Raw genomic sequence first — 24,392 nt, forward strand, 5'->3', positions numbered from 1 at the left:
ACATGCTTCCGCTGTCCCCCTTGCAGCAGGGCATGCTGTTCCATTCCGTCTACGACGCGGGCGCGCCGGACGTGTACACGGTGCAGGTCTCCGTGTCGCTGGCCGGCCCCGTGGACGCGGACCGGATGGAGCGGGCGGGTGCGGCACTGCTGCGCCGCCACCCCAACCTGCGGGCCGGTTTCTGGCACGAGGGGGTGCCGCAGCCGGTGCAGTTCGTGCCGGCCGAGGTGGCCTTCGCGCTCGGCCGGGCGGACCTGTCCGCCGATCCTTCGCAGGCCGCGGTGCGCCGGGTGGAACGGGCCGAGCTGGACCGCCGGTTCGAGCTGCACCGGCCGCCGCTGCTGCGGCTGCTGCTGGTGCGCCGGGGTCCGGACGACCACCTCCTCGTGGTCACCGTGCACCACATCCTGGTCGACGGCTGGTCGATGCCGCTGCTCGTCGGTGACCTGCTCGCGCTGTACGAGAGCGACGGCGGCGCCTCGGCCCAGCAGCCCGTGCGCCCCTACCGTGACTACCTCAAGTGGCTGAAGGCGCAGGACGTCCCGGCCGCCGAGGGCGCCTGGCGTTGCGCGCTGGCCGGGCTGGACGAGGCCGTGCGGGTGGCCCCGGCCGACCCGTCCCGTACCCCGGTGCGGCCCGGTGTGCACCGCGTGGAGCTGTCGGAGGCGGCGACCGCCCGGCTGACGGCCGCCGCGCGGTCGCTGGGCACCACGCCCAGCACGGTGATCCAGGCGGCCTGGGGGCTGCTGCTCGGCAGTCTGACGGGCCGCCGGGACGTGGTCTTCGGGCTGACGGTGGCCGGGCGGCCCGAGGAGATCCCCGGTGTCGAGTCGATGGTCGGTCTGTTCATCACCACGGTGCCGGTACGGCTGACCGCGCGGCCGTGGGAGAGCGTCGCGGACCTGCTGAGACGGTTCCGGGACGAGCAGAACGCCCTGCTCGCCCACCACCACCTGGGCCTGCGCCTGATCCAGAAGCAGGCGGGCGGCGGCGAGCTGTTCGACACCCTCGTGGTCATCGAGAACTATCCGGTGGACCCGTCGGCCCGGGCGCCGCTGGCCGACGGGGTGCGGGTGACGGGCGTGGAGGCCCGGGACGGCACGCACTACCCGCTCACGCTGTCGGTGTCCCTGGACGAACGGGCCGAACTGGCCCTGGAATACCGGCCGGACCTCTTCGACCCCCGTACCGTCGGCCGGGTGGCCGAGCGGTTCGCCGCCCTGCTGGACCAGGTCGCGGCCGGTCCCGGCCGCCCGGTGGGGACCCTGGAGCCGCTGACGGCCGCCGACCGTGCGGAGCTGCGTACCGCGGAAGCGGGCACCGCGCGCGACGTGGCCGACGGTACGGTCGCCGACCGGTTCGCCGCGCAGGCCGCCGCGACCCCGGACGCCTGCGCCGTGGTCTCGGGACCCGACCGGCTGACCTTCGCGGAACTCGAAGACCGGGCGGACCGGCTGGCCGCGCTGCTGGCCGCGCGCGGCGCCGGACCCGAGTCGGTCGTGGCGCTGGCCGTGCCGCGCTCCGCCGCGTCCGTGGTGGCGATCCTGGCCGTCCTGAAGTCGGGGGCCGCCTATCTGCCGCTGGACCTGGACTACCCGGCCGAGCGGATCGCCCTGATGCTGGAGGACGCGGCCCCGGTCTGCGTGCTGACGACGGAGGCGGCGCTCGCGCTGCTGCCCGCCGGGGCGGTGGGCGGACCGGAGCGGATCGCCCTGGACTCGGCGGAGACGACCGCCGGACTCGCCGCGCTCGAAGACGGTTTCCGTCCGCCGCGCACGGAGTCCGGCCACCCGGCCTACGTGATCTACACCTCCGGTTCCACGGGCCGTCCCAAGGGCGTCGTGCTGACCCACGGCGGTCTGTCGAACCTGTACGCCAACCACATCGCGGACGTCTTCGCCCCGGCCGTGGCGGCGGGGGGCGGGCGCCGGCTGCGCGCCCTGCACACCGCCTCGTTCAGCTTCGACACCTCGTGGGAGCAGCTGTTCTGGCTGGTCTCGGGGCACGAGCTGCACGTCCTGGACGAGATCGGCCGCCGGGACGCCGAGTTCACGGTCGGCTATGTCCGCGAGCACCGGATCGACGCCATGGACGTGACCCCGACCTACGCCGGCGCCCTGCTGGAGTGGGGGCTGCTGAGCGGTTCGCACCACCGGCCGGGGCTGCTGCTGCTCGGCGGCGAGGCCGTTCCCGAAGCGCTGTGGACCGAGGTCCGCGAGGCTCCCGGGGTCATGTCGGTGAACCTGTACGGGCCCACCGAGTACACGGTGGACGCCCTCGGCGCCGACCTGGCCGACTCGGCCACCCCGATCGTGGGCCGGCCCATCGGCAACACCAGCGCCCGCGTCCTGGACTCCGCGCTGCGGCCCGCGCCCGCCGGCACCGCCGGTGAACTGTACCTGGCGGGCCACGGCCTGGCCCGTGGGTATCTGGGCCGGTTCGCACTGACCGCCGAGCGGTTCGTGGCCGACCCGTACGGCCCGGCCGGCTCGCGGATGTACCGTACGGGCGACCTCGTACGGCTGCGCCCCGACGGGCAGCTGGAGTTCCTGGGGCGGGCCGACGACCAGGTGAAGATCCGCGGCTACCGGATCGAGCTCGGCGAGGTGGAGTCGGCCCTGGCCGCGCTGCCCGGTGTGGGCTCGGCCGCCGTGGTGGTCCGTGAGGACACCCCCGGCGTCAAGCGCCTCGTCGGCTACGTGACCGGCGCCGCGGTCGAGGGGGCGGCGCTGCGCGGGGCGCTGGCCGCCGTCCTGCCCGACTACACGGTTCCGGCGGCCGTGGTGGTACTGGACTCGCTCCCGACCAACGTCAGCGGCAAGCTGGACCGGGGGGCGCTGCCGGAACCCGAGCTGGGCGGGGCCGAGCTGTCGCGGCCGCCGCGCGACGCCCGCGAGGAGGCGCTGTGCGCCGTCTTCGCGCAGGTGCTGGGGCTGGCCTCGGCCGGGATCGACGACGACTTCTTCGCCCTGGGCGGGGACAGCATCGTCTCCATCCAGCTGGTGACCCGGGCCCGCAAGGCGGGCCTGGTCCTCACGCCGCGCGACGTCTTCGAGCAGCGGACGGTGGAGCGGATGGCCGCGGCGGCCCGCGACACCGCGGATCAGGACGGCGGCCGCCTGGCGCCGGCCGGGCCGCTCGTCACCCTCGGCGCCGGGCAGGAGGCCGCGCTGGCCGCGGTGTTCCCGCACGTGGCGGAGGTGCTGCCGCTCGCGCCGCTGCAGGAGGGCCTGTACTTCCACGCCGTCTACGACGACCAGGCCCTCGACGTCTATCTGATGCAGAACTTCGTCGAGCTGCTGCACGCCGTCGACGGGCCGGCCCTGCGCGCCGCCTTCGACACCCTGCTGCGCCGCCATCCCAACCTGCGGTCCGGTTTCTGGCACGAGGGCCTGGACGGCCCGGTGCAGGTGGTGCCGGGCGAATGGGAGCTGCCCTGGCGGGAGATCGACCTCAGCCATCTCGACCGGGCGGGGCAGGACGAGGCGCTGCGGGAGTTCTCGCTCGCCGACGCGGCGACGCGGTTCGATCTCGCGGCCCCGCCGCTGCTGCGGGTGGCCCTGATCCGCTTCTCGGCGGAGCGCTGGATGCTGTGCGTGACGCAGCACCACATCCTGACCGACGGCTGGTCGGAGTCGCTGTTCTTCGAGGAGCTGTTCGCCCTGTACGGGCACGGCGGCTCCGCGGACGTGCTGGCGCCCGTCACCCCCTACCGGGACTACCTGCGCTGGCTGGCGGCAGTGGACCGGGAGGGCGCCGAGCGGGCCTGGCGCACCCATCTGTCGGGGCTGGACCAGGCCACGCTGGTGGCCCGGGCCGATCCGAACCGGCAGCCGGTGACCGCCGAGGTGGTGGACCTGTCCCTGGACGAGGCCACCAGCGACCGGCTGCGGTCCTTCGCGCGGGGCTGCGGGGTCACCCTCAACACCGTGCTCAGCACGGCCTGGGCGATGGCCCTGGCCGGGATGACGGGCCGCGACGACGTGGTGTTCGGCGCCACCGTCTCCGGCCGTCCCGCGGATCTCCCGGGCGTCGACCAGATGATCGGCATGTTCATGAACACGCTGCCGTTCCGGGTGGCCCTGCGCCCCAACGAGCCGCTGCGCGAGCTGATGGTGCGGGTACAGGGCGAGCACGCGGCGCTGCTGCCCCACCACTACGTGGGGCTCGGCCCGATCCAGCAGCTGACCGGCCTCGGGCAGCTCTTCGACACGCTCTACGTGTTCCGCAACACGCCGCTCGACGACGCCGCCCGCCAGGCGGCGGTGGCCGCCCACTCGATCGGCTGGACGCACAGCGTCGACGGCACCCACTACCCGCTGACCCTCGCCGTCACCCCCGGTCCCGCACTGGAGCTGAGCCTCGGCTACCGGCCCGACCTGTACGACGAGGCCACGGCCCGGAACCTGGCGGGCCGGCTCGCACTGCTGGTGGAGCAGCTCGCGGACGGCGGGGCGGTCCCGGTGGGCCGCCTGGTCACCCTGGACGCGGTGGAGCGGGCCGAGCTGCTGGCGACCGGCGACGACATGGGGCACGCGGTCCCGGACACGACGGTGATCGACCTGTTCGCCGAGCAGGCCGCCCGGACCCCCGGGGAGACCGCTCTGGTCTTCGAGGACCAGCGGCTCAGCTACGCGGAGCTCGACGCCCGGGCGAACCGGGTGGCCCGGGCCCTGGTGGCGCGGGGTGCGGGGCCGGAGGCCGTCGTGGCCCTGGGCCTGCCCCGGTCGGCGGACTTCGTGGTCGCGCTGTTCGCCGTACTGAAGACCGGGGCGGCCTATCTGCCGCTGGACCTGGACCACCCCGTGGACCGGCTCGGCATGATGGTGGCGGACGCCGCTCCGCTGTGCCTGGTCACGACGGCGCCGGTGACGGACCGGGTGCCGGTGGTGGAGGGCGTACCGGCACTGCTGCTGGACGACCCTGCCGTGCTGGCGGAGCTGGCGGAGCTGCCGCGGGCCCCGCTGGCGGAGTCGGAACTGACGGGCGTACGCGATGGCCGGCACCCCGCCTACATCATCTACACCTCCGGATCCACCGGGCGGCCCAAGGGCGTCGTGGTGCCCTACTCGGGTCTGACCAACATGCTGCTCAACCACCGCGAGCGGATCTTCGCTCCGGCGGTGGAGCTGGCGGGCGGGCGCCGGATGAAGGTGGCGCACACCGTGTCCTTCGCCTTCGACATGTCGTGGGAGGAGTTCTTCTGGCTGGTCGACGGGCACGAGGTGCACGTCATCGGTGAGGAGCTGCGCCTGGACCCGGCGGCCCTGACGGCGCACTACGACCGGGTGGGCATCGACGTGGTCAACGTGACGCCCTCGTACGGCCTGCAGCTGGTCGAGGCGGGTCTGCTGGACGCGGACCGGCACCGGCCCACGCTGTTCCTGCTGGGCGGCGAGGCGGTGCCGGACGGCCTGTGGGAGCTGCTGAAGCGCACCGGGGGCACCATGGGCTACAACCTGTACGGCCCGACCGAGTACACGATCAACGCGCTGGGCGCCGACGTGGACGACAGCGTCAGCTCCTGCGTGGGCCGGCCGATCTTCAACACCCGGGCGTACGTGCTGGACAGTGCGCTGCGGCCGGTCCCGACGGGCGTGGCCGGTGAGCTGTACCTGGCCGGGGCGGGCCTGGCCCGCGGCTACTTCGGGCGGCCGTCCCTGACCGCGGAGCGTTTCGTGGCCGACCCGTTCGGCGAGCCGGGGACCCTGATGTACCGGACGGGCGACCTGGTGCGCTGGCGCGCCGACGCCCAGATCGACTACCTCGGGCGTGCCGACGACCAGGTCAAGATCCGCGGCTTCCGCATCGAGCTCGGCGAGGTCGAGTCGGCGGTCGCGGCCGAGTCGGGCGTCGCGGCGGCGGCCGTGGTCGTCCACACCGGACCGACCGGCGTCAAGCGGCTGGTGGCCTACACGGTGGCGTCTGCCGCGGACGCGCCCGAACCCGCCGCCCTGCGGGCCCGGCTGTCGGCCTCGCTGCCCGAGTACATGGTTCCGTCGGCCTTCGTGGAGCTGTCGGCGCTGCCGCTGACGGTGAACGGCAAGGTGGACCGGTCGGCGCTGCCCGCGCCCGACTTCGGGGACGGGGGCGGCGGCCGGGCGCCGAAGGACGCGCGCGAGGAGCTGCTCTGCGCGATCTTCGCGGACGTGCTGGGGCTGGAGCGCGTCGGGGCCGAGGACAACTTCTTCGAGCTCGGCGGCCATTCGCTGCTGGCGATGCGCCTCGTCGGCCGGATCCGTGCCGAACTGGGCACCCCGGTCCAGGTCGGCGCGGTGATGGCCGCGCCGACGGTGGCCGACCTGGCCGCCCGGATCGGCTCGGACGCCCGCCGGGACGCGCTGCGGGTGCTGATGCCGCTGCGGGAACTGGGCACGGCGGCGCCGCTGTTCTGCTTCCACCCGGCGTCCGGCTTCGCCTGGCAGTACACGGGCCTGCTGCGGTTCCTGGACGCGGACCGGCCGGTGTACGGGCTCCAGTCGCCGGGGCTCTCGGGCGAGCAGCCGGACGTGGCCGACGTGGCCGCGCTCGCGGAGCTGTACCTGGCGGAGATCCGTACGGTGCAGCCCGAGGGCCCGTACCACTTCCTCGGTTACTCCTTCGGCGGGACGGTCGCGCAGACGCTGGCCGCGCTGCTCCAGGAGCGCGGGGAGGAGGTCGCCTTCCTGGGACTGCTGGACGCGTACCCGCCGGAGATCGAGGACTGGTCGTACATCGACGCCCCGGACTGGCGCGAGCGCCTGGAGCGCGAGGAGAGCGGCTTCCTGCTCTCGGTGGCCGGGCTGAATCCGCCGGAGGGCGATGCTCCGGTGGACCGGGCGGAGGCGGTCGGCGCGATCCGCGACAGCCAGGGCCTGCTGGCCGGCTTCGACGAGGCGCTGCTGGGGGCGATCGTCGACACGAACGTGCACTGCGTACGGCTGCTGTCGCGCAGCCGCACCCTCCGCTACCGGGGTGACGTGCTGTTCTTCACCGCGTCCCGGTCCACGCCGGCGGACGAGGCTCCGGGGCTGGTCTGGCCCGCGTACCTGGACGGCCGGATCGAGGAGCACGTCCTGGACTGCTCGCACGACGACCTGATGTCTCCCGGGGTCCTGGCGGAGATCGGCCCGGTGCTGGCCCGCGCCCTCGCGTCGGCCCTCCCGGCCGGCCGGGGCTGACCTCCCGGGGCACGGGTGGGGGCGCTCCGAAGCCCCCACCCGTGCCCCGGGGCACGAGGAAGCGGCAGGCCCGTGGACAACGCGCCTGCCGCGTAGTGACGTTCAGCATTTAATTAGGTTAGGCTTACCTAAGATTCAAGAAGGGGGCGGCATGTCCGACCACCGTGAACCCGGCGTTCCCGGGACCAGCGGATTCACCGGCAAGGTCGCGCTCGTCACCGGTGCGGGCCAGGGCATCGGCGAGGCCGTCGTCCGCACGCTGTTCCGCCTCGGCGCCACCGTCGCGGCTACCGACGTCTCGGCGAAGGCCGTCGCCGCGCTGGCGGCGGAACTCGACCCGGAGCCCGGGCGGGTGCCGGCGGCCGGCCACGGGGCCGTCCACGCCTACACGCTCGACGTCACCGACCCGGCGGCCGTCGACCGGACCGTCGGGCAGATCGGGCGGGAACTCGGCCCGGTCGACATCCTGGTGAACGTGGCCGGGATCCTGCGTACCGCACCGGTCGCGGAACTGACCGACGAGGACTGGGCGGCCACCTTCGCCGTCAACGTCCAGGGCGTCTTCTTCACCTCCCGCGCCGTCGTCCCCGGCATGGCGGCCCGCGGCTCCGGCAGCGTGGTCACCGTCGCCTCCAACGCCGCCGGGATCCCGCGCACCGGCATGGCCGCCTACGCCGCGTCGAAGGCGGCGGCCGTCATGTTCACCAAGTGCCTGGGACTGGAGTACGCGCGCAGCGGCGTGCGCTGCAACATCGTCGCCCCCGGCTCCACCGACACCCCGATGCAGTGGGGGCTCTGGACCGACCCGCAGGCGCCCGCCCGGGTGCTGGACGGGGACCTCCCCAGCTACCGGACGGGAATCCCGCTGGGCCGGATCGCCGATCCGCAGGACATCGCGGACGCCGTGGTGTTCCTCGCCTCGGACCAGGCACGCCACATCACCATGCAGGACCTCTACGTGGACGGCGGAGCCACGCTCCGCTGACCCCGAGGCGGCCCCGGTCGTCCCTCACCCGCACCACGCACATCACGCACCACGCACACCGTGCAAGATCCCCGCGCCACGCGTACGACCCGCGCCACGCGCACCGCCCCGCACCGCCCGCAGCCGGCGACCGCCCGGCCGCACCCACCTGCCCCCACCCTGAAGAGGAGTCACCGTGCCGACGGTCCACCAAGTCGCCACGCCCCCCGCACCGGCCGATCCGGTCCACCCCTCCGTCGGCGCCGCCACCTCGCTGCTCGACGCGTACCGCGCCGGGGCCAGGTTCCTCGCGACCCCCACACGGACGCTGCTGGCCCAGGGCATCCGCCAGGAGGTCGCCCACTCCGCCGAACCCCTGCCGCACCGGGTCGCCCAGGCCCTGGCCGAGGCCCGGCGGGCCGGGCACCCGTACCCCGTGGTGATCGGCGCGATCCCCTTCGCCCCGGACGCCCGCGCCGCCCTCGTCGTCCCGGAGTCCCTGCGCAGCGGCCCGCCGCTGGCCTCGGACCCGCTGATCGCCCTGCCCGCCGCCGGTCCGGCGCCCGCCGACTGGGCCATCGCCTCCGTTCCCGAGCCCGATGTCTACGCCAAGGGCGTGGCCTCGGCCGTGGACCGGATGTGGCAGGGCGAGTTCAGCAAGGTCGTCCTGTCCCGGACCCTGGAACTCGCCTCCGACAGACCGCTCGACATACCCGCCATGGTGCAGCGGCTCGCCCGCCGCGACCCCTCCGGCTACACCTTCGCGCTCCCCACCGGCCCCGGTCGCAACCTGCTCGGCGCCAGCCCCGAACTGCTGCTCTCCCGCCGCGGCGACCGGCTCATCTCCAACCCGCTGGCCGGTTCGACCCCGCGCAGCGCCGACCTCGCCGAGGACGTCCGCCGGGCCGCCGCCCTGCTCCAGTCCGCCAAGGACCTGCACGAGCACGCCGTCGTCGTCGACGCCGTGCACCAGGCCATGGCCCCGTACTGCACCTCCCTCGACGTCCCGGAACGCCCCACCCTGCTCCGTACGGCCACCATGTGGCACCTGTCCACCACCGTGACCGGGGTGCTCGCGCGGCCCGACGTCTCCGCCCTGGAGATCGCCTCCAGCCTGCACCCGACCCCGGCCGTCTGCGGCAGTCCGACCGACGTGGCCCGCAAGGTGATCGAGGAGACCGAGCCCTTCGACCGCGGCTTCTTCACCGGCATGATCGGCTGGGAGGACGGCACCGGCGACGGCGAGTGGGTCGTCACCATCCGCTGCGCCGAGGCCGAGGACAACCGGCTGCGCCTGTACGCCGGGGCGGGCATCGTCTCGGCGTCCGAGCCCGAGGCCGAGACCGCGGAGACCGCCGCGAAGTTCCGTACCTTCCTGCAGGCCGTCGGAGCCCGGCTGTGAGCGACTTCCCCGACGACGGCCGGGCATCCGCCTGGCTTCCCTGGCCCGCCGAGTTCGCCGAGCGCTACCGGGCGGCCGGCTGGTGGCGGGGCGAGACCTTCGGGTCCGTGCTGCGCGAGCGGGCGGCGGCGCACCCCGACCGGATCGCCCTCGTGGACCCGGCCGGCGGACCGGACGGCGGCCGGCGCACCTGGAGCTACGGCGAACTCGACGCGCGGGCCGACCAGATGGCCGCCGGCCTCATGGCGCGCGGCATCCGTCCCGGCGACAAGGTCGTCGTGCAGCTGCCGAACACGGCCGAATTCTTCGAGGTCGTCTTCGCGCTCTTCCGGATCGGCGCCCTTCCCGTCTTCGCGCTGCCGGCGCACCGCCGCACCGAGATCTCCTACTTCTGCTCCTTCACCGGGGCGGTGGCGTACGTGGTCCCCGCCGTGCACGGCGGCTACGACCACCGCGGGCTCGCCGCCGCCGTCCGCGCCGAAGTCCCCTCGCTGCGCGAGGTGTTCGTCGCCGACGCCGACCCGGGTGAGTTCACCGCGCTGGCCGACGTCCCCCTGGACGTACCCTTGGGCGGGCTCGGCCCCGGTCCCGCCCCGCACGACCTCGCCTTCCTCCAGCTCTCGGGCGGCAGCACGGGCGTGCCCAAGCTGATCCCGCGTACCCACGACGACTACATCTACTCGCTGTGGGCCTCGAACGAGATCTGCGGGGTGGACGCGGACTCCGTCTACCTGGTGGCGCTGCCCGCGGCCCACAACTTCCCGCTCTCCTCCCCCGGTTCGCTGGGCGCGCTGTACGCGGGGGGCCGGGTGGTGCTCTGCCCGCAGCCGGTGCCCGACGTCGCCTTCCCGCTGATCGAGTCCGAGGGCGTGACGATCACCGGCCTGGTGCCCCCGCTGGCCCTGCTCTGGACGGAGGCCGCCGCACGCACCGACCGCGACCTCGGCAGCCTGGACGTCCTGCTGGTGGGCGGCGCCAAGTTCAGCGAGGAGGCCGCCCGCAGGGTCCGGCCGGGCCTGGGCTGCACGCTCCAGCAGGTGTTCGGGATGGCGGAGGGGCTGGTCAACTACACCCGCCTCGACGACCCCGAGGAGACGATCGTCACCACCCAGGGCCGGCCGATCTCCCCTGACGACGAGATCCGGATCGTCGACGACGAGGACCGGGAGGTGGGCCCCGGCGAGTCCGGCCACCTCCTGACCCGCGGCCCGTACACCATCCGCGGCTACTGGAACGCGCCCGGGCACAACGCCCGGTCGTTCACCGCGGACGGCTTCTACCGGACCGGGGACATCGTCCGGATGACGCCCACCGGACACCTGGTCGTCGAGGGGCGCGCCAAGGACCAGATCAACCGGGGTGGGGAGAAGATCGCGGCGGAGGAGGTGGAGAACCACATCCTGGCGCATCCGGCCGTCCACGACGCCAACGTGGTCGGCGAGCCGGACCCCTACCTCGGCGAACGCACCTGTGCCTACGTGATCCTGCGCGAGGGCGCCGGAGAGCTGCGGCCCGCCGCCGTGAAGAGGTTCGTGCGGGAGCGCGGCCTCGCGGCGTACAAGGTGCCGGACCGGGTGGAGTTCGTCGCCTCCTTCCCCAAGACCGGCGTGGGCAAGGTCTCCAAACGGGACCTGCGCACCGCCGAAGCCACCGAAGCCGCTGCGCCGCCGGTGCCCGTCGCGCCCGTCGCGCCCGTCGCGCCCGTCGCCGTTCCCGTACCGCCCCATCAGCCCTGAAACGGATGAACCCATGGCCCTGCCCGCCATCGCCCCCTACCCGCTGCCGACCGCCGGGGAGCTGCCGGCCAACCGCGTCGACTGGACGGTGGATCCCGACCGCGCGGTCCTGCTGGTCCACGACCTGCAGAACTACTTCCTGTCGGCCTTCGACACGGAAGCGCAACCCGTCACCGGCATGCTCCAGCAGGTCGCGCGGCTGAAGAAGGAGGCGGGCCGGGCCGGGGTGCCCGTGTTCTACACCGCGCAGCCCGGCGGCCAGAGCCCGGCCGAGCGCGGGCTGCAGCAGGACTTCTGGGGGCCGGGTCTGCCCGCCGACCCCACGGCCGCCGCGATCCCCGCCACCGTGGCGCCGGGCCCGGACGACACGGTGCTGACGAAGTGGAAGTACAGCGCCTTCGTACGGACCGACTTCCTGGAGCGGCTGCGCGCGATGGGCCGGGACCAGCTGGTGATCACCGGTGTGTACGCCCACATCGGTGTTCTGATGACGGCCTGCGACGCCTGGATGCAGGACGTCCAGGCCTTCGTGGTCGCCGACGCCGTCGCCGACTTCTCCGAGCGCGAGCACCGGATGGCGCTGGAGTGGGCGGCGGGCCGCTGCGCCGTGGTCACCACGGCCGACCGGGTCTGCGCACAGCTGTGAGACCGGCCCCGGTCCGGACCCGGCCGCGGGCGTGGCCGGCCCCGGCGCACGTACCGCCCGTGCATCCCGTGCCGCTGCCGGTGGTCCTGCCCGGGCAGACCCGCGTATGGGCGGCTTCGGTGGCGGAGAACGCGGCGGCCGCCACGGCCCGGCGGGGCGAGCTCGACCGTGAGGAGTCCCTGCGGGCGGACCGTTTCCGGCGGTTCGCGGACGTCGACCGCTTCCTGGTCGCGCACGTCTGTCTGCGGGACGTCCTGGGCACGCTGCTCGGAACACCGCCGGCCCGCCTCGTCATCGACCGGGAGCCGTGCACCGCGTGCGGCGGCCCGCACGGGCGCCCCTTCCTGCCGGGCCGACCCGTCCACTTCTCCCTCGCGCACGCGGGCGACCTGGTGCTGGTCGCCGTCGCTCCCGTACCGGTGGGCGTCGACGTGGCGGACCTCCTGCCGGACGCCCGGGTGCACACGGCCGTGGCAGGCCTGCACGAGGACGAACGCGCCGAACTGCTGGCTCTGCCCCGGCCCGCCCGGGCGGCCGCCTTCGCCCGCTGCTGGACGCGCAAGGAGGCCGTGCTGAAGTCCACCGGGCAGGGGCTGTCGCACGGCACGCGCCAGCCCTACGTGGGCACGGCCGCCGAGCCGGCGCGGACCGCCGAACACCAGGTGTACGACCTGCCGGTACCCGCCGGCGGGGTCGCCGCCCTGGCCCTGTGGACCGGCTGACGGTCCACCCCCGCTCCCCCACGTCCCCGAACCGAACGAAGGATCTCCCCATGACGGAACGTCTGAACGCCGCCCGGCCCTACGCCCTGGGCCTCTTCCGCATCGTCACCGGCCTCCTGTTCGCCTGCCACGGCGCCGCCTCCCTGTTCGGCGTCCTCGGCGGCGCCCACGGCGGCGGGACGGTGCCCACCGGGGCCTGGCCGGGCTGGTACGCGGCGGTGATCCAGCTGGTCGCCGGCGCCCTGGTGCTGCTCGGCGCGGGGACCCGCAGCGCGGCCTTCCTCGCCTCCGGCTCGATGGCGTACGCCTACTTCACGGCCCACCAGCCGGACGCCCTCTTCCCGATCCAGAACAGTGGCGAGTCCTCCGCGATGTACTGCTGGGCCTTCCTGCTGCTCGTCTTCACCGGCCCGGGCGCCTTCGCCCTGGACCGGCTGCTGCCCGCCCGTGGCGAGCGGGCCGCGGAGACCGAGCAGACGCCCCGGACGGCCACCGCCTGAGGCCGTGCCCCGATCTCCCTGAGCCCCGCCCCGTTTCCCCGGGGGCGGGGCTCAGGGCTGCTCCAGGTAGCAGGCCAGGGCGGCACGGCTGTTCCGCAGGTCCTCGATGCGCGCGTCCATGGCTGCCAGTTCCCCGTCGAGGACGGACCGGATCTCCTCGCACCAGGCGAAGCGCACGCCCTCGCCCCGCACGCACGGCAGCACCGAGCGGATCACCTCGGTCGACAGACCGGCCGCGAGCAGCGCGCGCACCTTGCGTACGGCGGCCACGGAGTCCGCCGTGTAGTCGCGGTACCCGTTCGATCCGCGCTCCGCGTCGAGCAGGCCCTGCGCCTCGTAGTAGCGCAGCAGCCGGGAGCTGACGCCGGTGCGCCGGGACAGTTCGCCGATCAGCATGTGCCGTTCCTCTGCGTCCGGTTGACCTTCACATTGATGTCAACCTCTAACGTCGCCCCTACCGGCGGGCATTCCGCCCGTCCGACCGTGCACCGCTGGAGTGATGTTCATGACCGACCGCTCGTTCCTCTTCCTCCTCGGCAGCTCCCGTTCCGACGGGAACACCGAGATACTCGCGAGGGCGGCCGCCGAGCAGCTGCCCGCAGGTGTCCGGCAGCGGTGGATCGACCTGGCCGGGTCGGGGTTGCCCGACTTCCGGGACGGGCGGCACGAGGCCGAGGGCTGGAAGGCCTCGGAGAGCGAGGAGACACTGCGGCAGGCCACGCTGGAGGCGACCGACGTCGTCATCGCCTCGCCGCTGTACTGGTACTCGCTCTCCGCGCAGACCAAGCGCTACCTCGACTACTGGTCGGGCTGGCTGACGGTGCCCGGTTCGGACTTCAAGCAGCGGATGGCGGGCCGGACCCTGTGGGGTGTGACGGCCATGGCCGACCGTGACGAGGTGCGCGCCGAAGGGCTGGTGACCAGCCTTCACCACACCGCGGCCTACATGGGGATGCGGTTCGGCGGGGTGCTCCTCGGCAACGGCTCACGGCCGGGCCACGTGCGGGACGACGAGCGGGCGACGATCCGCGCCAAGACCTTCTTCGCCCAGGAGGCACCCCTGGCCCGGTTCCCGTAGGGGGACCCGGCCACGCCGGGGTGTCACCCCGTGGCGGCCCGCGGGACGAGACGGGTGCCGCACCAGCTGCAGTACCGGGCGTCGGCCTCGATGGCGTGCCGGTGGCACTGCTCGCAGACGAGGTGGAGCGCGCACTGCGGTGTCCGTGGTTCGGTGCGGGGCGGCCGGCCGATGGCCATGCCGGCCCGCCTGCGGTGCACGGTCAGGAACACCAGCCCCTCGGGGCCGGCCCGGAGCGAGCGGGCGGAGCCGCGCGGCAGCAGGGTGAGGGAGCCGGGCACGACGTCCAGCCCGGCGCCGTCCAGGGTCAGGGATCCGCCGCCTTGCACGACGGCGAGCAGGACGTCCACCTCGGGCTCCCGGTGCACGGCGATCTCACCCCCGGGCAGCAGGCGCACCACGTTCGCGTCGAGTTGCCGGCCCTTGCGCCGGAGCCGCCACAGGGCGCCGCTCTGGTCGTCCGTGGCGGCCTCGACCAATCCCGTGACCGTGACTCCCACGGCTTCCCGCTCAACCACCACATGTCCTTCCCGCGCGTCCGGCCGCTCCGCCGGTCCCTCGTGACCGCCCATGAGATCACTTCGGCCGGTGTCCGCACCAACCGCCGGGTGCGGAGCGGTCGCCCGAGCGCCGGGACACGAGCTGCCCGGAGCTGCGCGACGGCCGTTCCTTGCGCACAGGCTGACACCCTTCGGGCCCGGGCGAAGGCGGGTTGGGGAGGCATGCACCCGTCGGGGTCGAGATCTGCCGGGTCACGGGTCCGTCCCGTCGTGCGACGACCTCGTACGGGTGTACGCGGACGAGGGGGAACCGCCGTCCCGGCCAGTCGCTACGCGGACCGGTCCAGCGAGCTCCGCACGTACGCGCCCGGGGTCTGCCCGAAGTGGCGGCGGAAGGCCAGGATGTAGCCGTTGGTGCTGACGAACCCCACGCGGGCGGCCACGGAGCTCACCAACTGGCCCTGTTCCAGCAGTCCCAGCGAGTGGTTGAGCCGGAGCCGGGTGCGCCATTCCGAGAAGGCCATGCCGGTCTCCGCGCGGAAGGCCCGGCGCAGGCTGGTCGAGCTCGTGTAGAGGTTCTCCGCCCACTCCGTCGCGGTGCGCGGGTCGCTCGGGGTCCGGGCCAGCTCCCGCGCCACGGCGCCCGCGGTGTGGCTGGTGGGCTGGGGCAGCGGCAGGCAGTTGCGGTGTCCGGCGGACAGCGCGGCGAAGACGTCCGGGTCCTCCTCCTGGGCGCAGGTGCTGCGCATCCGCCCGAGGACCAGCCTGCGCTGGGCGTCGGTGATGTTGATGGTGGTGACGTCCTGGTAGGGCAGTTCGAACCGTTGCGCGTCGAAGGACTCGGCCGCGATGACGGAGTCCGCTCCGAACCGTGCGCTGTGCGCGATGCCCGCCGGAATCCACAGGGCCACCGATGCGGACAGTTCGTAGTCCCGGCCGAGCGCCGTGACCACGATCCGGCCGACCGGAACGTGCAGGAACTTGTGGAACTCGTGGACGTGCAGCGGGTGTCCGCCCTCGGCGATGAAATCGTCATCGGCCATGATCACGTCCTCCGCACGGGTCCCCTCGTCCCGCACGCTGTGCAGTCCCGTCTCGGCCACAACATCCTCCCCTGCCGCAGGGGCCGTGTTCTTGACCCCTGATTGTGAGCGGTTCGCCTCCGGCATTGGACCGGACCCCGCTTTGGTAAGGCTAGCCTAACTTCGAGCTTGAGCAGGTGAGGAGTACCCGAAGACCCATGAAGCAATCGGCTTCGCCGGCCGCACCACCGGCCCCGGTCCCCGCGAGGCCCCGTGCCTCGCGCGGAACGGTGGTCGTGGTGCTCGCCGGCCTGATGCTGGCCGCCGTGACCATCGCGAGCATCGGCCTCGGTGCACGTGACATATCCCCGCTGGAAATCGTGCGGATCCTGCTGCACCCGGGCGCGGAGGGATACAACGGCGACGTCCTGTGGACGGAGCGGATACCCCGCACGCTGCTCGGCCTGACCGTCGGGGCCGCCCTCGGCGCCTCCGGGCTCATCATGCAGGCGCTGACGATGAACCCGCTGGCGGAACCGGGCGTCCTCGGCGTACAGCAGGGCGCGGCGGTGTTCGTCGTCCTCGGCATCCTCTTCCTCGACACCTCCGGTGTGCAGGGCTACTTCTGGATGGCGCTGACCGGCTCGGCGGTGACCGCGGTCCTCGTCTTCCTGATCGGGACCCGCACCAACGCGGGCAGCAGCACGATCGGCCTGGTCCTCGCGGGCGTCGCCGTCGCCGCGGTGATGTCCTCGCTCATCACCCTGCTCGTGGTGCGCGACGAGGCCGTCTACGCCCACCTGCGGTTCTGGTCGGTGGGCCAGCTCACCGGCCGGGGCCAGTTCCTGGGCCAGGCAATCCCGTTCGCGCTCACCGGCCTGCTGCTGGCGCTGCCGCTCGGGCGCACCCTGAACCTGCTGAGCCTCGGTGACGAGACCGCCCGCGGGCTCGGCGTCCGGGTGGAGCGGGCCCGGCTGGCCGGTGCGGCCGTCGCGGTGCTGCTGTGCGCGGCCGCCACTGCGGCCGTGGGGCCGGTGGCCTTCGTGGGACTGGTCGCCGGGCACGCCGCCCGGATGCTGGTGGGCACGGACCACCGGTGGTCGCTGCCGCTGTCCATGGTCTGCGGAGCCGTGCTGCTCGTCGGCGCCGACACCGCGGGGCGACTGGTGATCGACCACGGCGAGGTCCAGGTGTCGGTGATGACCGCCTTCGTCGGCACCCCCTTCTTCGTGTGGCTCGCGCGCCGCCGCGACCTGGTCCGGATGTGAGTGACGTGCCACAGACACACGTGCAACGGGCGGACCGGGCCCGGAGCCTCGGACAGGCCTCCCAGGACACGGCGGCGGAGCTCAAGGCCGCCACCGCGGCCCGGCTGCGCGCCGCCCACCGGGCGGGACGGCGCCGGGCCCGCCTCGTCACCTGCGTCCTCGTCCTGGTGCTGCTCGCCCTGCTGGTCGCCTCGGTCCTGCTCGGCGGGGTCAGGCGGATCCCGGCGGGCGACATCCTGCCCGCGGCCTTCGGGATGCGCACCGGCCTGGCCGACTACGTGATCTTCCGCATCCGGATGCCGCGCGCACTGGCGGCGCTGCTCGCAGGGGCGCTCTTCGGCCTCTCCGGCGCCCTGTACCAGCGGCTGGTCAGGAACCCGCTGGCCACCCCGGACATGATCGGCATCTCGGCGGGTGCCGGAGCCGGCGCCACCACCGTGCTGCTGTTCGCCCCGGCGGTTCCCTTCGGGACCTCCCTGGCCGGGATCGGCGGAGCCTTCGTCCTCGTGGCGGCGGTGCTCGCGCTGAGCCGGCGCGGCGGGGGCGTGGACACGTACCGCCTGGTCCTCGTGGGCATCGGTCTGAGCGCAGTGTGCACCGCCTACGTGAACTACCTGTTCACGGTGGCCGGGCAGCACGGGATCGCGCAGGTGATGCGCTGGCTGGTCGGCAGTGTCAACGACGCCACCTGGGAGGGGGTGTCCACCCTGGCCGGCGCGCTCGCGGTGTGCGGGCTCTGCACCGCGCTGCTGGGCCGCTCCCTGGGCAGCATGGCCCTCGGCGACCAGCTGGCCCTCGGGCTCGGCACGCGGGTCGGCGCCGCCCGGATCGCGACCCTGCTGGTCGGGGCCGCGGCCGCCGCGCTCGCCACCAGCGTCACGGGTCCGATCGGATTCGTCTCGCTGATCAGCGGTCCCATCGCGGTCCGGCTGGTCGGCACCGACCGGTCCGTCGCCCTGGCCGTCCCGATCGGTGCCGTCATCGTCCTCGGCGCCGATGTCCTCGCCCAGCACGGCCCCGTGATCAGCCCCGTACCGACGGGTGTCCTCACGGCACTGCTCGGCGCCCCCTACTTCGTCTGGCTGATCCTCCGGCGCAGGCAAGGAGCCACCCCATGAGCGCACGACCCGCACCCGCCTCCCCCGACACCGGCTTCCGGCTCGAAGCCCGCGGCATCAGCGCCGGGTACGAGCGCAAGCCGATCATCGAGGAGCTGTCGCTCGGGATCGAACCCGGCAGGATCACCGCACTGGTCGGCCCGAACGCCTGTGGGAAGTCGACCCTGCTGAAGTCGGTCGCCCGGCTGCTGCCCGTGGCCGCCGGCGCGGTCCTCCTGGAGGGCCAGGACATCCACGCCCTGTCGACCCGCGCGGTGGCCCGGCGCCTGGGCATCCTGCCTCAGTCGCCGATCGCCCCGGAGTCCATCACCGTCGGCGACCTGGTCTGGCGCGGCCGCCACCCGCACCGCCGGTTCGGGCAGCGTCGCACCGCGGCCGACGACGAGGTCATCGCGGACGCCCTGCTGGCGACCGGCACCGCCGAGCTGATCGACCGCCCGGTCGACCAGCTCTCCGGCGGCCAGCGCCAGCGCGTCTGGATCGCCCTCGCGCTCGCCCAGGACACGCCGACGCTGCTCCTGGACGAGCCCACCACCTACTTGGACATCGCCCACCAGATCGAGGTCATGGACCTCCTCGCCGACCTCAACGAGCAGGCCGGCAAGACGATCGTGCTGGTGTCCCACGACCTCAACCAGGCAGCCCTGTACGCCTCGACGATCGTCGCCATGCGCGACGGCCGGATCGTGCGCCAGGGCACCCCCGAAGAGGTGCTCACCGAGGAGACCGTGGCCGAGGTGTTCGGCCTGGACTGTCTCGTCGTCCCCCATCCCCGCTCAGAGCGGCCCCAGATCTTCCCCCTGGGCCGTCGTATCCCCGCATAGGAGACCCACCACCATGTCCGTCCTGCACAGAACGCGCCGCCGCCCGGCCCGTACCCTCGCCGCCCTCACCGCGGCCGCCGCCTGCCTCGGCCTGCTCACCGCGTGCGGCGGTGAGGACTCGACCGCCGCCAAGGACAAGCCGGCCGCCGCCGGAGCCGACGCGTCCGCCGCCTTCCCCGTCTCCCTCACCAACGCGTGGGGCAAGACCGAGGTCAAGAAGAAGCCGGTGAAGGTCGCCACGGTCTCCGACGGCGACACCGCCATCGCGCTGGCCCTCGGCATCGTCCCGGTCATCACCCCGGACGTCGAGGACGGCGCCAAGGTGCCCGAGTACAAGCAGCGCGCCATCGACAAGCTCGGCGCCGGCAAGCTGAAGACCTACGACGACACCGACGGCACCGCCTACGAGGCCATCGCGGCCGAGGCCCCCGACATCATCCTCGGCATGAACACCTGGGAGATGGAAGCGGACTACGCCAAGCTGCAGCCGATCGCGCCGGTGGTCACCTTCACCGACAAGGCGCACGCCGACACCCTCACCTGGCAGGACCGCCTCAAGACGGCCGCGAAGGCCCTCGGACTGAGCGCCAAGGCGGACGAGGTCATCGCGGCGAACGAGAAGGCCACGACGGAAGCCGCCGCCGCGCACCCCGAGTTCAAGGGCAAGACGTACACCTACACGGTCGTCCACCCCGAGCAGGTCAGCTTCATGTCCTACGCCGACCAGGACCCGGGCGTCTTCGAGAAGCTCGGCTTCACCAAGACCGACAAGGCGAAGAACTACGCGCCGAACAAGAACGCCGTGAGCCTGGAGAACCTCGACCAGCTCGACGCCGACGTCCTCCTCGTCACCTACCCCTTCGGTGACCGCGGTGTGATCAGCGCGACCGAGCTGGAGTCCAACAAGCTGTTCCAGTCGCTGAACGCGGTGAAGAGCAAGCACTTCACGGTCATCCCCTCGGACAACTCGCTGTCCTCGGCCATCGCCTACCCGGACGCCCTGAGCGCCCCGTGGGTGGTCGAGCAGCTCACCCCGCTCCTCGCGAAGGCCGTCGCCGGCCAGTAGGACCGCGGTCGCCCCGCGGATCGCCGCCGAGGCCCGTCTCCTGTGGGAGGCGGGCCTCGACGCGTGCTGCGTCGTCCGCGCAACACCGCAGGATCCCGGCCGCACTTGAGGTCCAGTCCCGCAGGCGCCGGATTGCGCGCGGGGTGCCAGTGCCGTGGTCCGCGGGTTGGATACGGGGAGCGCGGGGCGCCGTAGCGTGGCCGCATGCCGGATCTGCCGGACGGATGTGAGGGAGCAAGTCGGATGTCCACCCGTAGTCCCCGCTCGGTCGTCACCTTCCCCATCGTGCTCAGGGAGCTGACGGTGCTGCGCGTCTCGGACGTCACGCCCGGGATGCGGCGGGTGACCCTCGGCGGGCCTCAGCTGCACGCCTTCGAGCACGCGGGCCTGTCCCTCCCGGCGCTGCGCACGGAGGGCTTCGACGACCACGTGAAGTTCTTCTTCGCGGAGGAGGGCCGGGAGCCGGTGCTGCCCCGGCAGAACGTGAGCAGCCTGGACTGGCCCTCCGAGGGACGGCCGATCTCCAAGGACTACACGCCGGTACGGTTCGACCCGGTGGCCGGGGAGATCGACTTCGACTTCGTCCGGCACGACGGCGGAATCGCCTCGTCGTGGGCGCAGCAGACCGCTCCCGGCCAGGTGACCTGGATCGCCGGGCCGAAGATGTCGCACAGCCACCCCGAGGGCGCGGACTGGCTGCTGGTGATCGGTGACGAGACGGCGCTGCCCGCGATCGGCCGCTGGCTCGACGAGATGCCCGAAGGGACCCGGGCCCGGGTGTTCATCGAGGTCGGCGAGGAGAGCCACCGTCAGGAACTGCCGACGCGTGCGCAGGCCGAGATCACCTGGCTGGTGCGGGCCGGCAGGCCGGCCGGGCGCAGCGATCTGCTGGAGCGTGCGGTGCGGGACATGGAGTGGCTGCCGGGCACGGTCTTCGTCTGGGCGGCCGGCGAGGCCGTCACGCTCAAGGGCATCCGGCGGCACCTGTCCGTGGACCGGGGCGTTCCGCGCGAGCAGACGCACATCACGGGCTACTGGCGGCGGGCCGAGGTCGCACCGGGTCTCGCCGAGCCCGCCGACCCCGACGTCCTGGAGGGCGAGGACGCGCACGGCCGGCTCCACGAGCTGACGGACCTGGCCCCGGGGCTCGCGATCCGCGTGGCCGTCACCCTGGGCCTGGTCGACCTCGTCTACCAGGGCGTCCGGGAGCCCGCGGAGCTGGCCCGGCGCAGCGGGACCGAGCCGCGCTCGCTCGGCGCGCTGCTGAAGTACCTCGTGGAGATCGAGGTGTTCGCGGTGGCGGACGACGGGTTCCGGCTGACGCCGGTGGGCGAGGAACTGGTCGAGGACGACCACTCGTTGGAGGAGTACGACCTGCGCGGCGCCCAGGCCGCCTTCGACCTGTCGCTGGCCGGGCTCGCCGAGCGGCTGCGGTCGGGCGCGAACGGCTGCCGGACGGCGTCCGGTGAGCCCCTGGCGGAGGCGCTGCGCACCGATCTGCGCCTCGGCGGCTCGGCCCGTACCGCCATCGAGGACGAGGCCCGCTGGGTGTCGACCGGGGTGGCCGGCGCCTACGACTGGTCGGCGGTGGACGTCCTCGGTGCGTCGGGCAACGGTGCCGGTACGGTCGTAAACGCGCTGGTCAAGGAGTTTCCCGGACTGCGCGTGCGGCTGGCCGCCCTGCCGTCGGTGCTGGGTGTCCTCGGCGGGCAGATCCTCGATCCGGAGGTGCTGCCCCGGGTGGAACTCGTACCGCAGACCCACCCGGTGCCGTCGGGTGCGGGGACGCTGCTGCTGTGCCGGCTGCTGGAGTGGCTGCCGGACGAGGACGCGGTACTGACCCTGGCCGAAGCAGCGGCCGCGCTGCCGGCCGGTGGCGCCCTGGTGCTGGTCGAGCAGGTCGAGGCGGCGGACCCGGACGACATCGACGCCGTCCTGCACCACCTTCGGCTCACCGCGGCGTTCGGTTCCGGGCTGCGCTCGGTGAAGGACGTGACCGCGCTGGCGGAGCGGGCCGGGCTGGCGGTCCGCGACTGCCGTGACGTCGGCTGGGACCACCGTCTGTGGGTGCTCGCGCCGGCCGCCTGACCCCGTACGCGGCGTGCCGCCCGGCCGGGCACGGCGTCGGTCCGGCCGTCCTGTGCGACTCTGTGGTCATGATGTCCGAGGTCACGGCCGCGGTCTGGGCCGGTCGGCAGGTCGCCGCGGTCCGCGACGACCCCGCCGGGCGGATGGCCCTGATGGAGCGCTGCTACCACGGGCCGTTCGGCAGGGCGCCCCGGCACCTGCCGTTCCGCCGGGCGGCGATGGCGTTCATGCGCTGGCAGCTTCGGCGGGGCGTACTGCAGCCGGTGTTCGCCGAACGGCCGGGCAGCCCGTGGTGGCGGGCGGTGAACGAGCGGATCCTGCGTGACGGCTGCGAGGCCGTGGGCCTGAGCGGCGGGCTGGCCGGGCCCGCCTCCTCGCTCACCGCCGACCGCTGGCTGTCCTTCGCCGACCGCCCCACGGCCCGGGCCTGGTACCGGGCTCACAACGGGAGCGTGGTCGCCGCATACCTGGGGCACCGCGATCTCGCGGAGGCGGAGAACGAGACCGAGCGGTTCTTCATGAACGTCGTCCTGTGCCGTGTCCTCTACGCCCACGCCCTCGTCGCCGCGCCGCGGATCGCCCTCGGCCGGCTGCGTGTGCTCGCCCCGCTCCTCGGCGACCCGCGGGTGGAGATGACCGGGATCTTCCTGCAGCTGTCCCGTGTGCTCCCCGACGAGTACCCGCTCCACGACACGGTGCGGTCCCACCTCGACCGGGAGATCGGGTTCGGCCGCCTCCTCGACTTCGGTGTGATCGCGCCGCGACTGCAGCAGCTCTACGCGTGGTCGGCCCGGGAACTCGAAGCGCCCGGCCTGCTGGACTGCGTCCGCGAGGGGTCCCCGGTCTACGCGTGGCCGTTCGCCGACCGGCACGTCTGGCGGCCGCCGGATTCGTTCGCCGTCCGCCTGATCCACCGGGTGCTCCCGCCCGAGCGGGGCACCTCGTACCGCTGACGGACGTCCGGGCGGAGCGCCGGGGGCACCTGAAAGGGCGCTCCTGCCCGGACCGGCCTGCCGCGGCCGTCAGCCGTAGAGGGCGACGCGGTACAGGGCCGCGAGCGCCTCGTCGATGGGATGGGGCTGCGGCCTGCCGGAGGGATCGAGCCTGTTCCACCTCTGCAGGTTCACCGCGACGGACATCTGCCGCTTGCCGTCGGCTCGGGTCATGGCCAGTGTTCCACCGCCCCAGACCGTGCCGCCGTGGCCCCAGAAGGTCTCCTGGCCGGGAGCGTCGAGCGGGTGCAGGCCGAGGCCGTAGTCGATCGTCGTGCCCTCCTGGGAGACGACCGGGACGGTGCGCTGCATCTGCGCCAGCGACGACGGAGCGACGATCTTCCCGGCCAGCAGCATGCCGAAGAAGCGGTTGAGGTCCGTGACGGTCGATATCAGCGCGGCCGCCGGCCCGACCCATGACATGTCGTGGACGCTGTGGTCGCGCGGCGGGTCGATCATGCCGAACCAGGCCTCGTAGAGCCGGGAGTGCGGCCCGTCGACGTACGGTCCGGCGGGGAATCCGGTGTTCCGGAGCCCGGCGCGCTCGATGACGTTCCGGGTGATGTACCGCTCGGCCGTACTGCCGGTCACACGGGCCAGGAGCTCGCCGAGGAGCAGGTAGTTGGTGTTGGAGTACACGCCCGGGGTCCCGCCCGGGGCGCCGACGGCAGGTGCCGTGACGCCCATGCCGATCAGTGCGACGGGGTCGAACCGCGTGAGCCGGGTGTCTTCCAGGCTCTCGGGCCCGGTGTCCGCGAGGACCGGGTACGCCTTGAGGGAGGGGTAGGCGTACGGGAGGTACTCGGCGAGGCCGCTGGTGTGGTTGACCAGCATCCGGACCGTGATCGCGTCACCGCGCTCCCCCGGGACCAGCTCCGGCAGGTACCGGCCGATCGGCGTGTCGAGACCGATCCGCCCGCACTCGACCTGCTGCAGGACCGCGGCGGCGGTGAAGGTCTTGGTGACGCTGCCGACACGGTGGCGCATGTCGGCGGTGACGGGACGGCCGGTGACGACGTCCGCGACGCCGGCGGCGCCGCGCCAGACGTGGTCGCCGTCTCGTACTTCGGCGAACAGTCCCGGCATTCCGGCGCGGTGGACCTCGTCGAGGGCCGCGTCCAGTGCCGGGCGATCCAGTGGGTTCTTCACGTCATGCGTCCTTTCGTGTTTCCCCGGGGTCGGCTCCGTGTCGGTCGCCGGCCTCGGGCAACAGGGCACGAGTGGCAGGCCGGCCCGCCCGGCATGCTCATGAACCCATTATGCACGCAGTGCGTGCAACACCAAGTGCATGGGTTAGGGTGTGATC

The 24,392-nt window shown here is 73.4% G+C and carries 18 protein-coding genes; 14 read left to right on the plus strand and 4 right to left on the minus strand.

The window, feature by feature from the left end:
- Positions 1-2: 2 nt before the first annotated feature.
- The 7 genes from DEJ51_RS00080 (at position 3) to DEJ51_RS00110 (ending at position 13,130) form a co-directional block, all read left to right on the plus strand.
- Positions 3-7,160, plus strand: a complete 7,158-nt coding sequence (locus tag DEJ51_RS00080) for an amino acid adenylation domain-containing protein (RefSeq protein ID WP_150255148.1) — start codon at positions 3-5, stop codon at positions 7,158-7,160.
- A 151-nt stretch (positions 7,161-7,311) separates the two neighbouring features.
- Positions 7,312-8,145 (plus strand): 2,3-dihydro-2,3-dihydroxybenzoate dehydrogenase, encoded by an 834-nt coding sequence (locus DEJ51_RS00085; RefSeq protein WP_150255150.1) that lies wholly within the window; start codon positions 7,312-7,314, stop codon positions 8,143-8,145.
- A 175-nt stretch (positions 8,146-8,320) separates the two neighbouring features.
- Entirely contained in the window at positions 8,321-9,526 is a 1,206-nt protein-coding gene (gene dhbC / locus DEJ51_RS00090; protein WP_150255152.1) for an isochorismate synthase DhbC, read from the plus strand.
- Positions 9,523-11,262: a (2,3-dihydroxybenzoyl)adenylate synthase gene (locus tag DEJ51_RS00095; RefSeq protein WP_150255154.1), complete on the plus strand. Its 1,740-nt coding sequence runs from the start codon at positions 9,523-9,525 to the stop codon at positions 11,260-11,262. The genes dhbC and DEJ51_RS00095 overlap by 4 nt, the downstream gene beginning before the upstream one ends.
- A gap of 13 nt (positions 11,263-11,275) precedes the next feature.
- Positions 11,276-11,908: an isochorismatase family protein gene (locus DEJ51_RS00100; protein ID WP_150255156.1), complete on the plus strand. Its 633-nt coding sequence runs from the start codon at positions 11,276-11,278 to the stop codon at positions 11,906-11,908.
- A gap of 59 nt (positions 11,909-11,967) precedes the next feature.
- Positions 11,968-12,630 (plus strand): 4'-phosphopantetheinyl transferase family protein, encoded by a 663-nt coding sequence (locus tag DEJ51_RS00105; protein WP_190620082.1) that lies wholly within the window; start codon positions 11,968-11,970, stop codon positions 12,628-12,630.
- A gap of 50 nt (positions 12,631-12,680) precedes the next feature.
- The gene (locus DEJ51_RS00110) at positions 12,681-13,130 is read left to right on the plus strand and encodes a DoxX family protein (protein ID WP_150255159.1); all 450 of its coding nucleotides are present in this window, start codon (positions 12,681-12,683) and stop codon (positions 13,128-13,130) included.
- Positions 13,131-13,181: 51 nt separating this feature from the next.
- Here DEJ51_RS00110 and DEJ51_RS00115 read toward each other — a convergent pair whose 3' ends face one another.
- Positions 13,182-13,526 carry a MerR family transcriptional regulator gene (locus tag DEJ51_RS00115; protein ID WP_150255161.1) on the minus strand — a complete coding sequence of 115 codons (345 nt, stop codon included), beginning with the start codon at positions 13,524-13,526 and terminating at the stop codon, positions 13,182-13,184.
- Positions 13,527-13,629: 103 nt separating this feature from the next.
- On the opposite strand from DEJ51_RS00115, the gene DEJ51_RS00120 reads away from it, so the two are divergent.
- Positions 13,630-14,208, plus strand: a complete 579-nt coding sequence (locus tag DEJ51_RS00120; RefSeq protein ID WP_411757271.1) for a flavodoxin family protein — start codon at positions 13,630-13,632, stop codon at positions 14,206-14,208.
- Positions 14,209-14,231: 23 nt separating this feature from the next.
- Here the strand turns inward: DEJ51_RS00120 and DEJ51_RS00125 are convergent, their stop codons facing one another.
- Entirely contained in the window at positions 14,232-14,726 is a 495-nt protein-coding gene (locus tag DEJ51_RS00125) for a hypothetical protein (RefSeq protein ID WP_150255165.1), read from the minus strand.
- Positions 14,727-15,037: 311 nt separating this feature from the next.
- Positions 15,038-15,811 carry a helix-turn-helix transcriptional regulator gene (locus tag DEJ51_RS00130; protein ID WP_223835577.1) on the minus strand — a complete coding sequence of 258 codons (774 nt, stop codon included), beginning with the start codon at positions 15,809-15,811 and terminating at the stop codon, positions 15,038-15,040.
- Positions 15,812-15,948: 137 nt separating this feature from the next.
- Here DEJ51_RS00130 and DEJ51_RS00135 point away from each other — a divergent pair, with 137 nt between their 5' ends.
- From DEJ51_RS00135 to DEJ51_RS00160, 6 genes are all read left to right on the plus strand, one after another.
- Positions 15,949-16,998: a FecCD family ABC transporter permease gene (locus tag DEJ51_RS00135; protein WP_150255168.1), complete on the plus strand. Its 1,050-nt coding sequence runs from the start codon at positions 15,949-15,951 to the stop codon at positions 16,996-16,998.
- 5 nt (positions 16,999-17,003) lie between these two features.
- The gene (locus DEJ51_RS00140; RefSeq protein ID WP_223835578.1) at positions 17,004-18,116 is read left to right on the plus strand and encodes a FecCD family ABC transporter permease; all 1,113 of its coding nucleotides are present in this window, start codon (positions 17,004-17,006) and stop codon (positions 18,114-18,116) included.
- Entirely contained in the window at positions 18,113-18,940 is an 828-nt protein-coding gene (locus DEJ51_RS00145; RefSeq protein WP_150255170.1) for an ABC transporter ATP-binding protein, read from the plus strand. The genes DEJ51_RS00140 and DEJ51_RS00145 overlap by 4 nt, the downstream gene beginning before the upstream one ends.
- 13 nt (positions 18,941-18,953) lie before the next feature.
- Positions 18,954-20,006, plus strand: a complete 1,053-nt coding sequence (locus tag DEJ51_RS00150) for an ABC transporter substrate-binding protein (protein WP_150255171.1) — start codon at positions 18,954-18,956, stop codon at positions 20,004-20,006.
- A gap of 243 nt (positions 20,007-20,249) precedes the next feature.
- Positions 20,250-22,094, plus strand: coding sequence for a siderophore-interacting protein (locus DEJ51_RS00155; protein WP_150255173.1), 1,845 nt, complete (start codon positions 20,250-20,252; stop codon positions 22,092-22,094).
- Positions 22,095-22,162: 68 nt separating this feature from the next.
- Positions 22,163-23,047, plus strand: coding sequence for a hypothetical protein (locus DEJ51_RS00160; protein WP_150255175.1), 885 nt, complete (start codon positions 22,163-22,165; stop codon positions 23,045-23,047).
- Between the two features lie 69 nt (positions 23,048-23,116).
- Here the strand turns inward: DEJ51_RS00160 and DEJ51_RS00165 are convergent, their stop codons facing one another.
- Positions 23,117-24,235: a serine hydrolase domain-containing protein gene (locus DEJ51_RS00165; RefSeq protein WP_190620084.1), complete on the minus strand. Its 1,119-nt coding sequence runs from the start codon at positions 24,233-24,235 to the stop codon at positions 23,117-23,119.
- Between the last annotated feature and the right edge of the window lie 157 nt (positions 24,236-24,392).

It is taken from the genome of Streptomyces venezuelae (genome assembly GCF_008642275.1).
GTDB classification, from domain to species: Bacteria; Actinomycetota; Actinomycetes; order Streptomycetales; family Streptomycetaceae; genus Streptomyces; species Streptomyces venezuelae_E.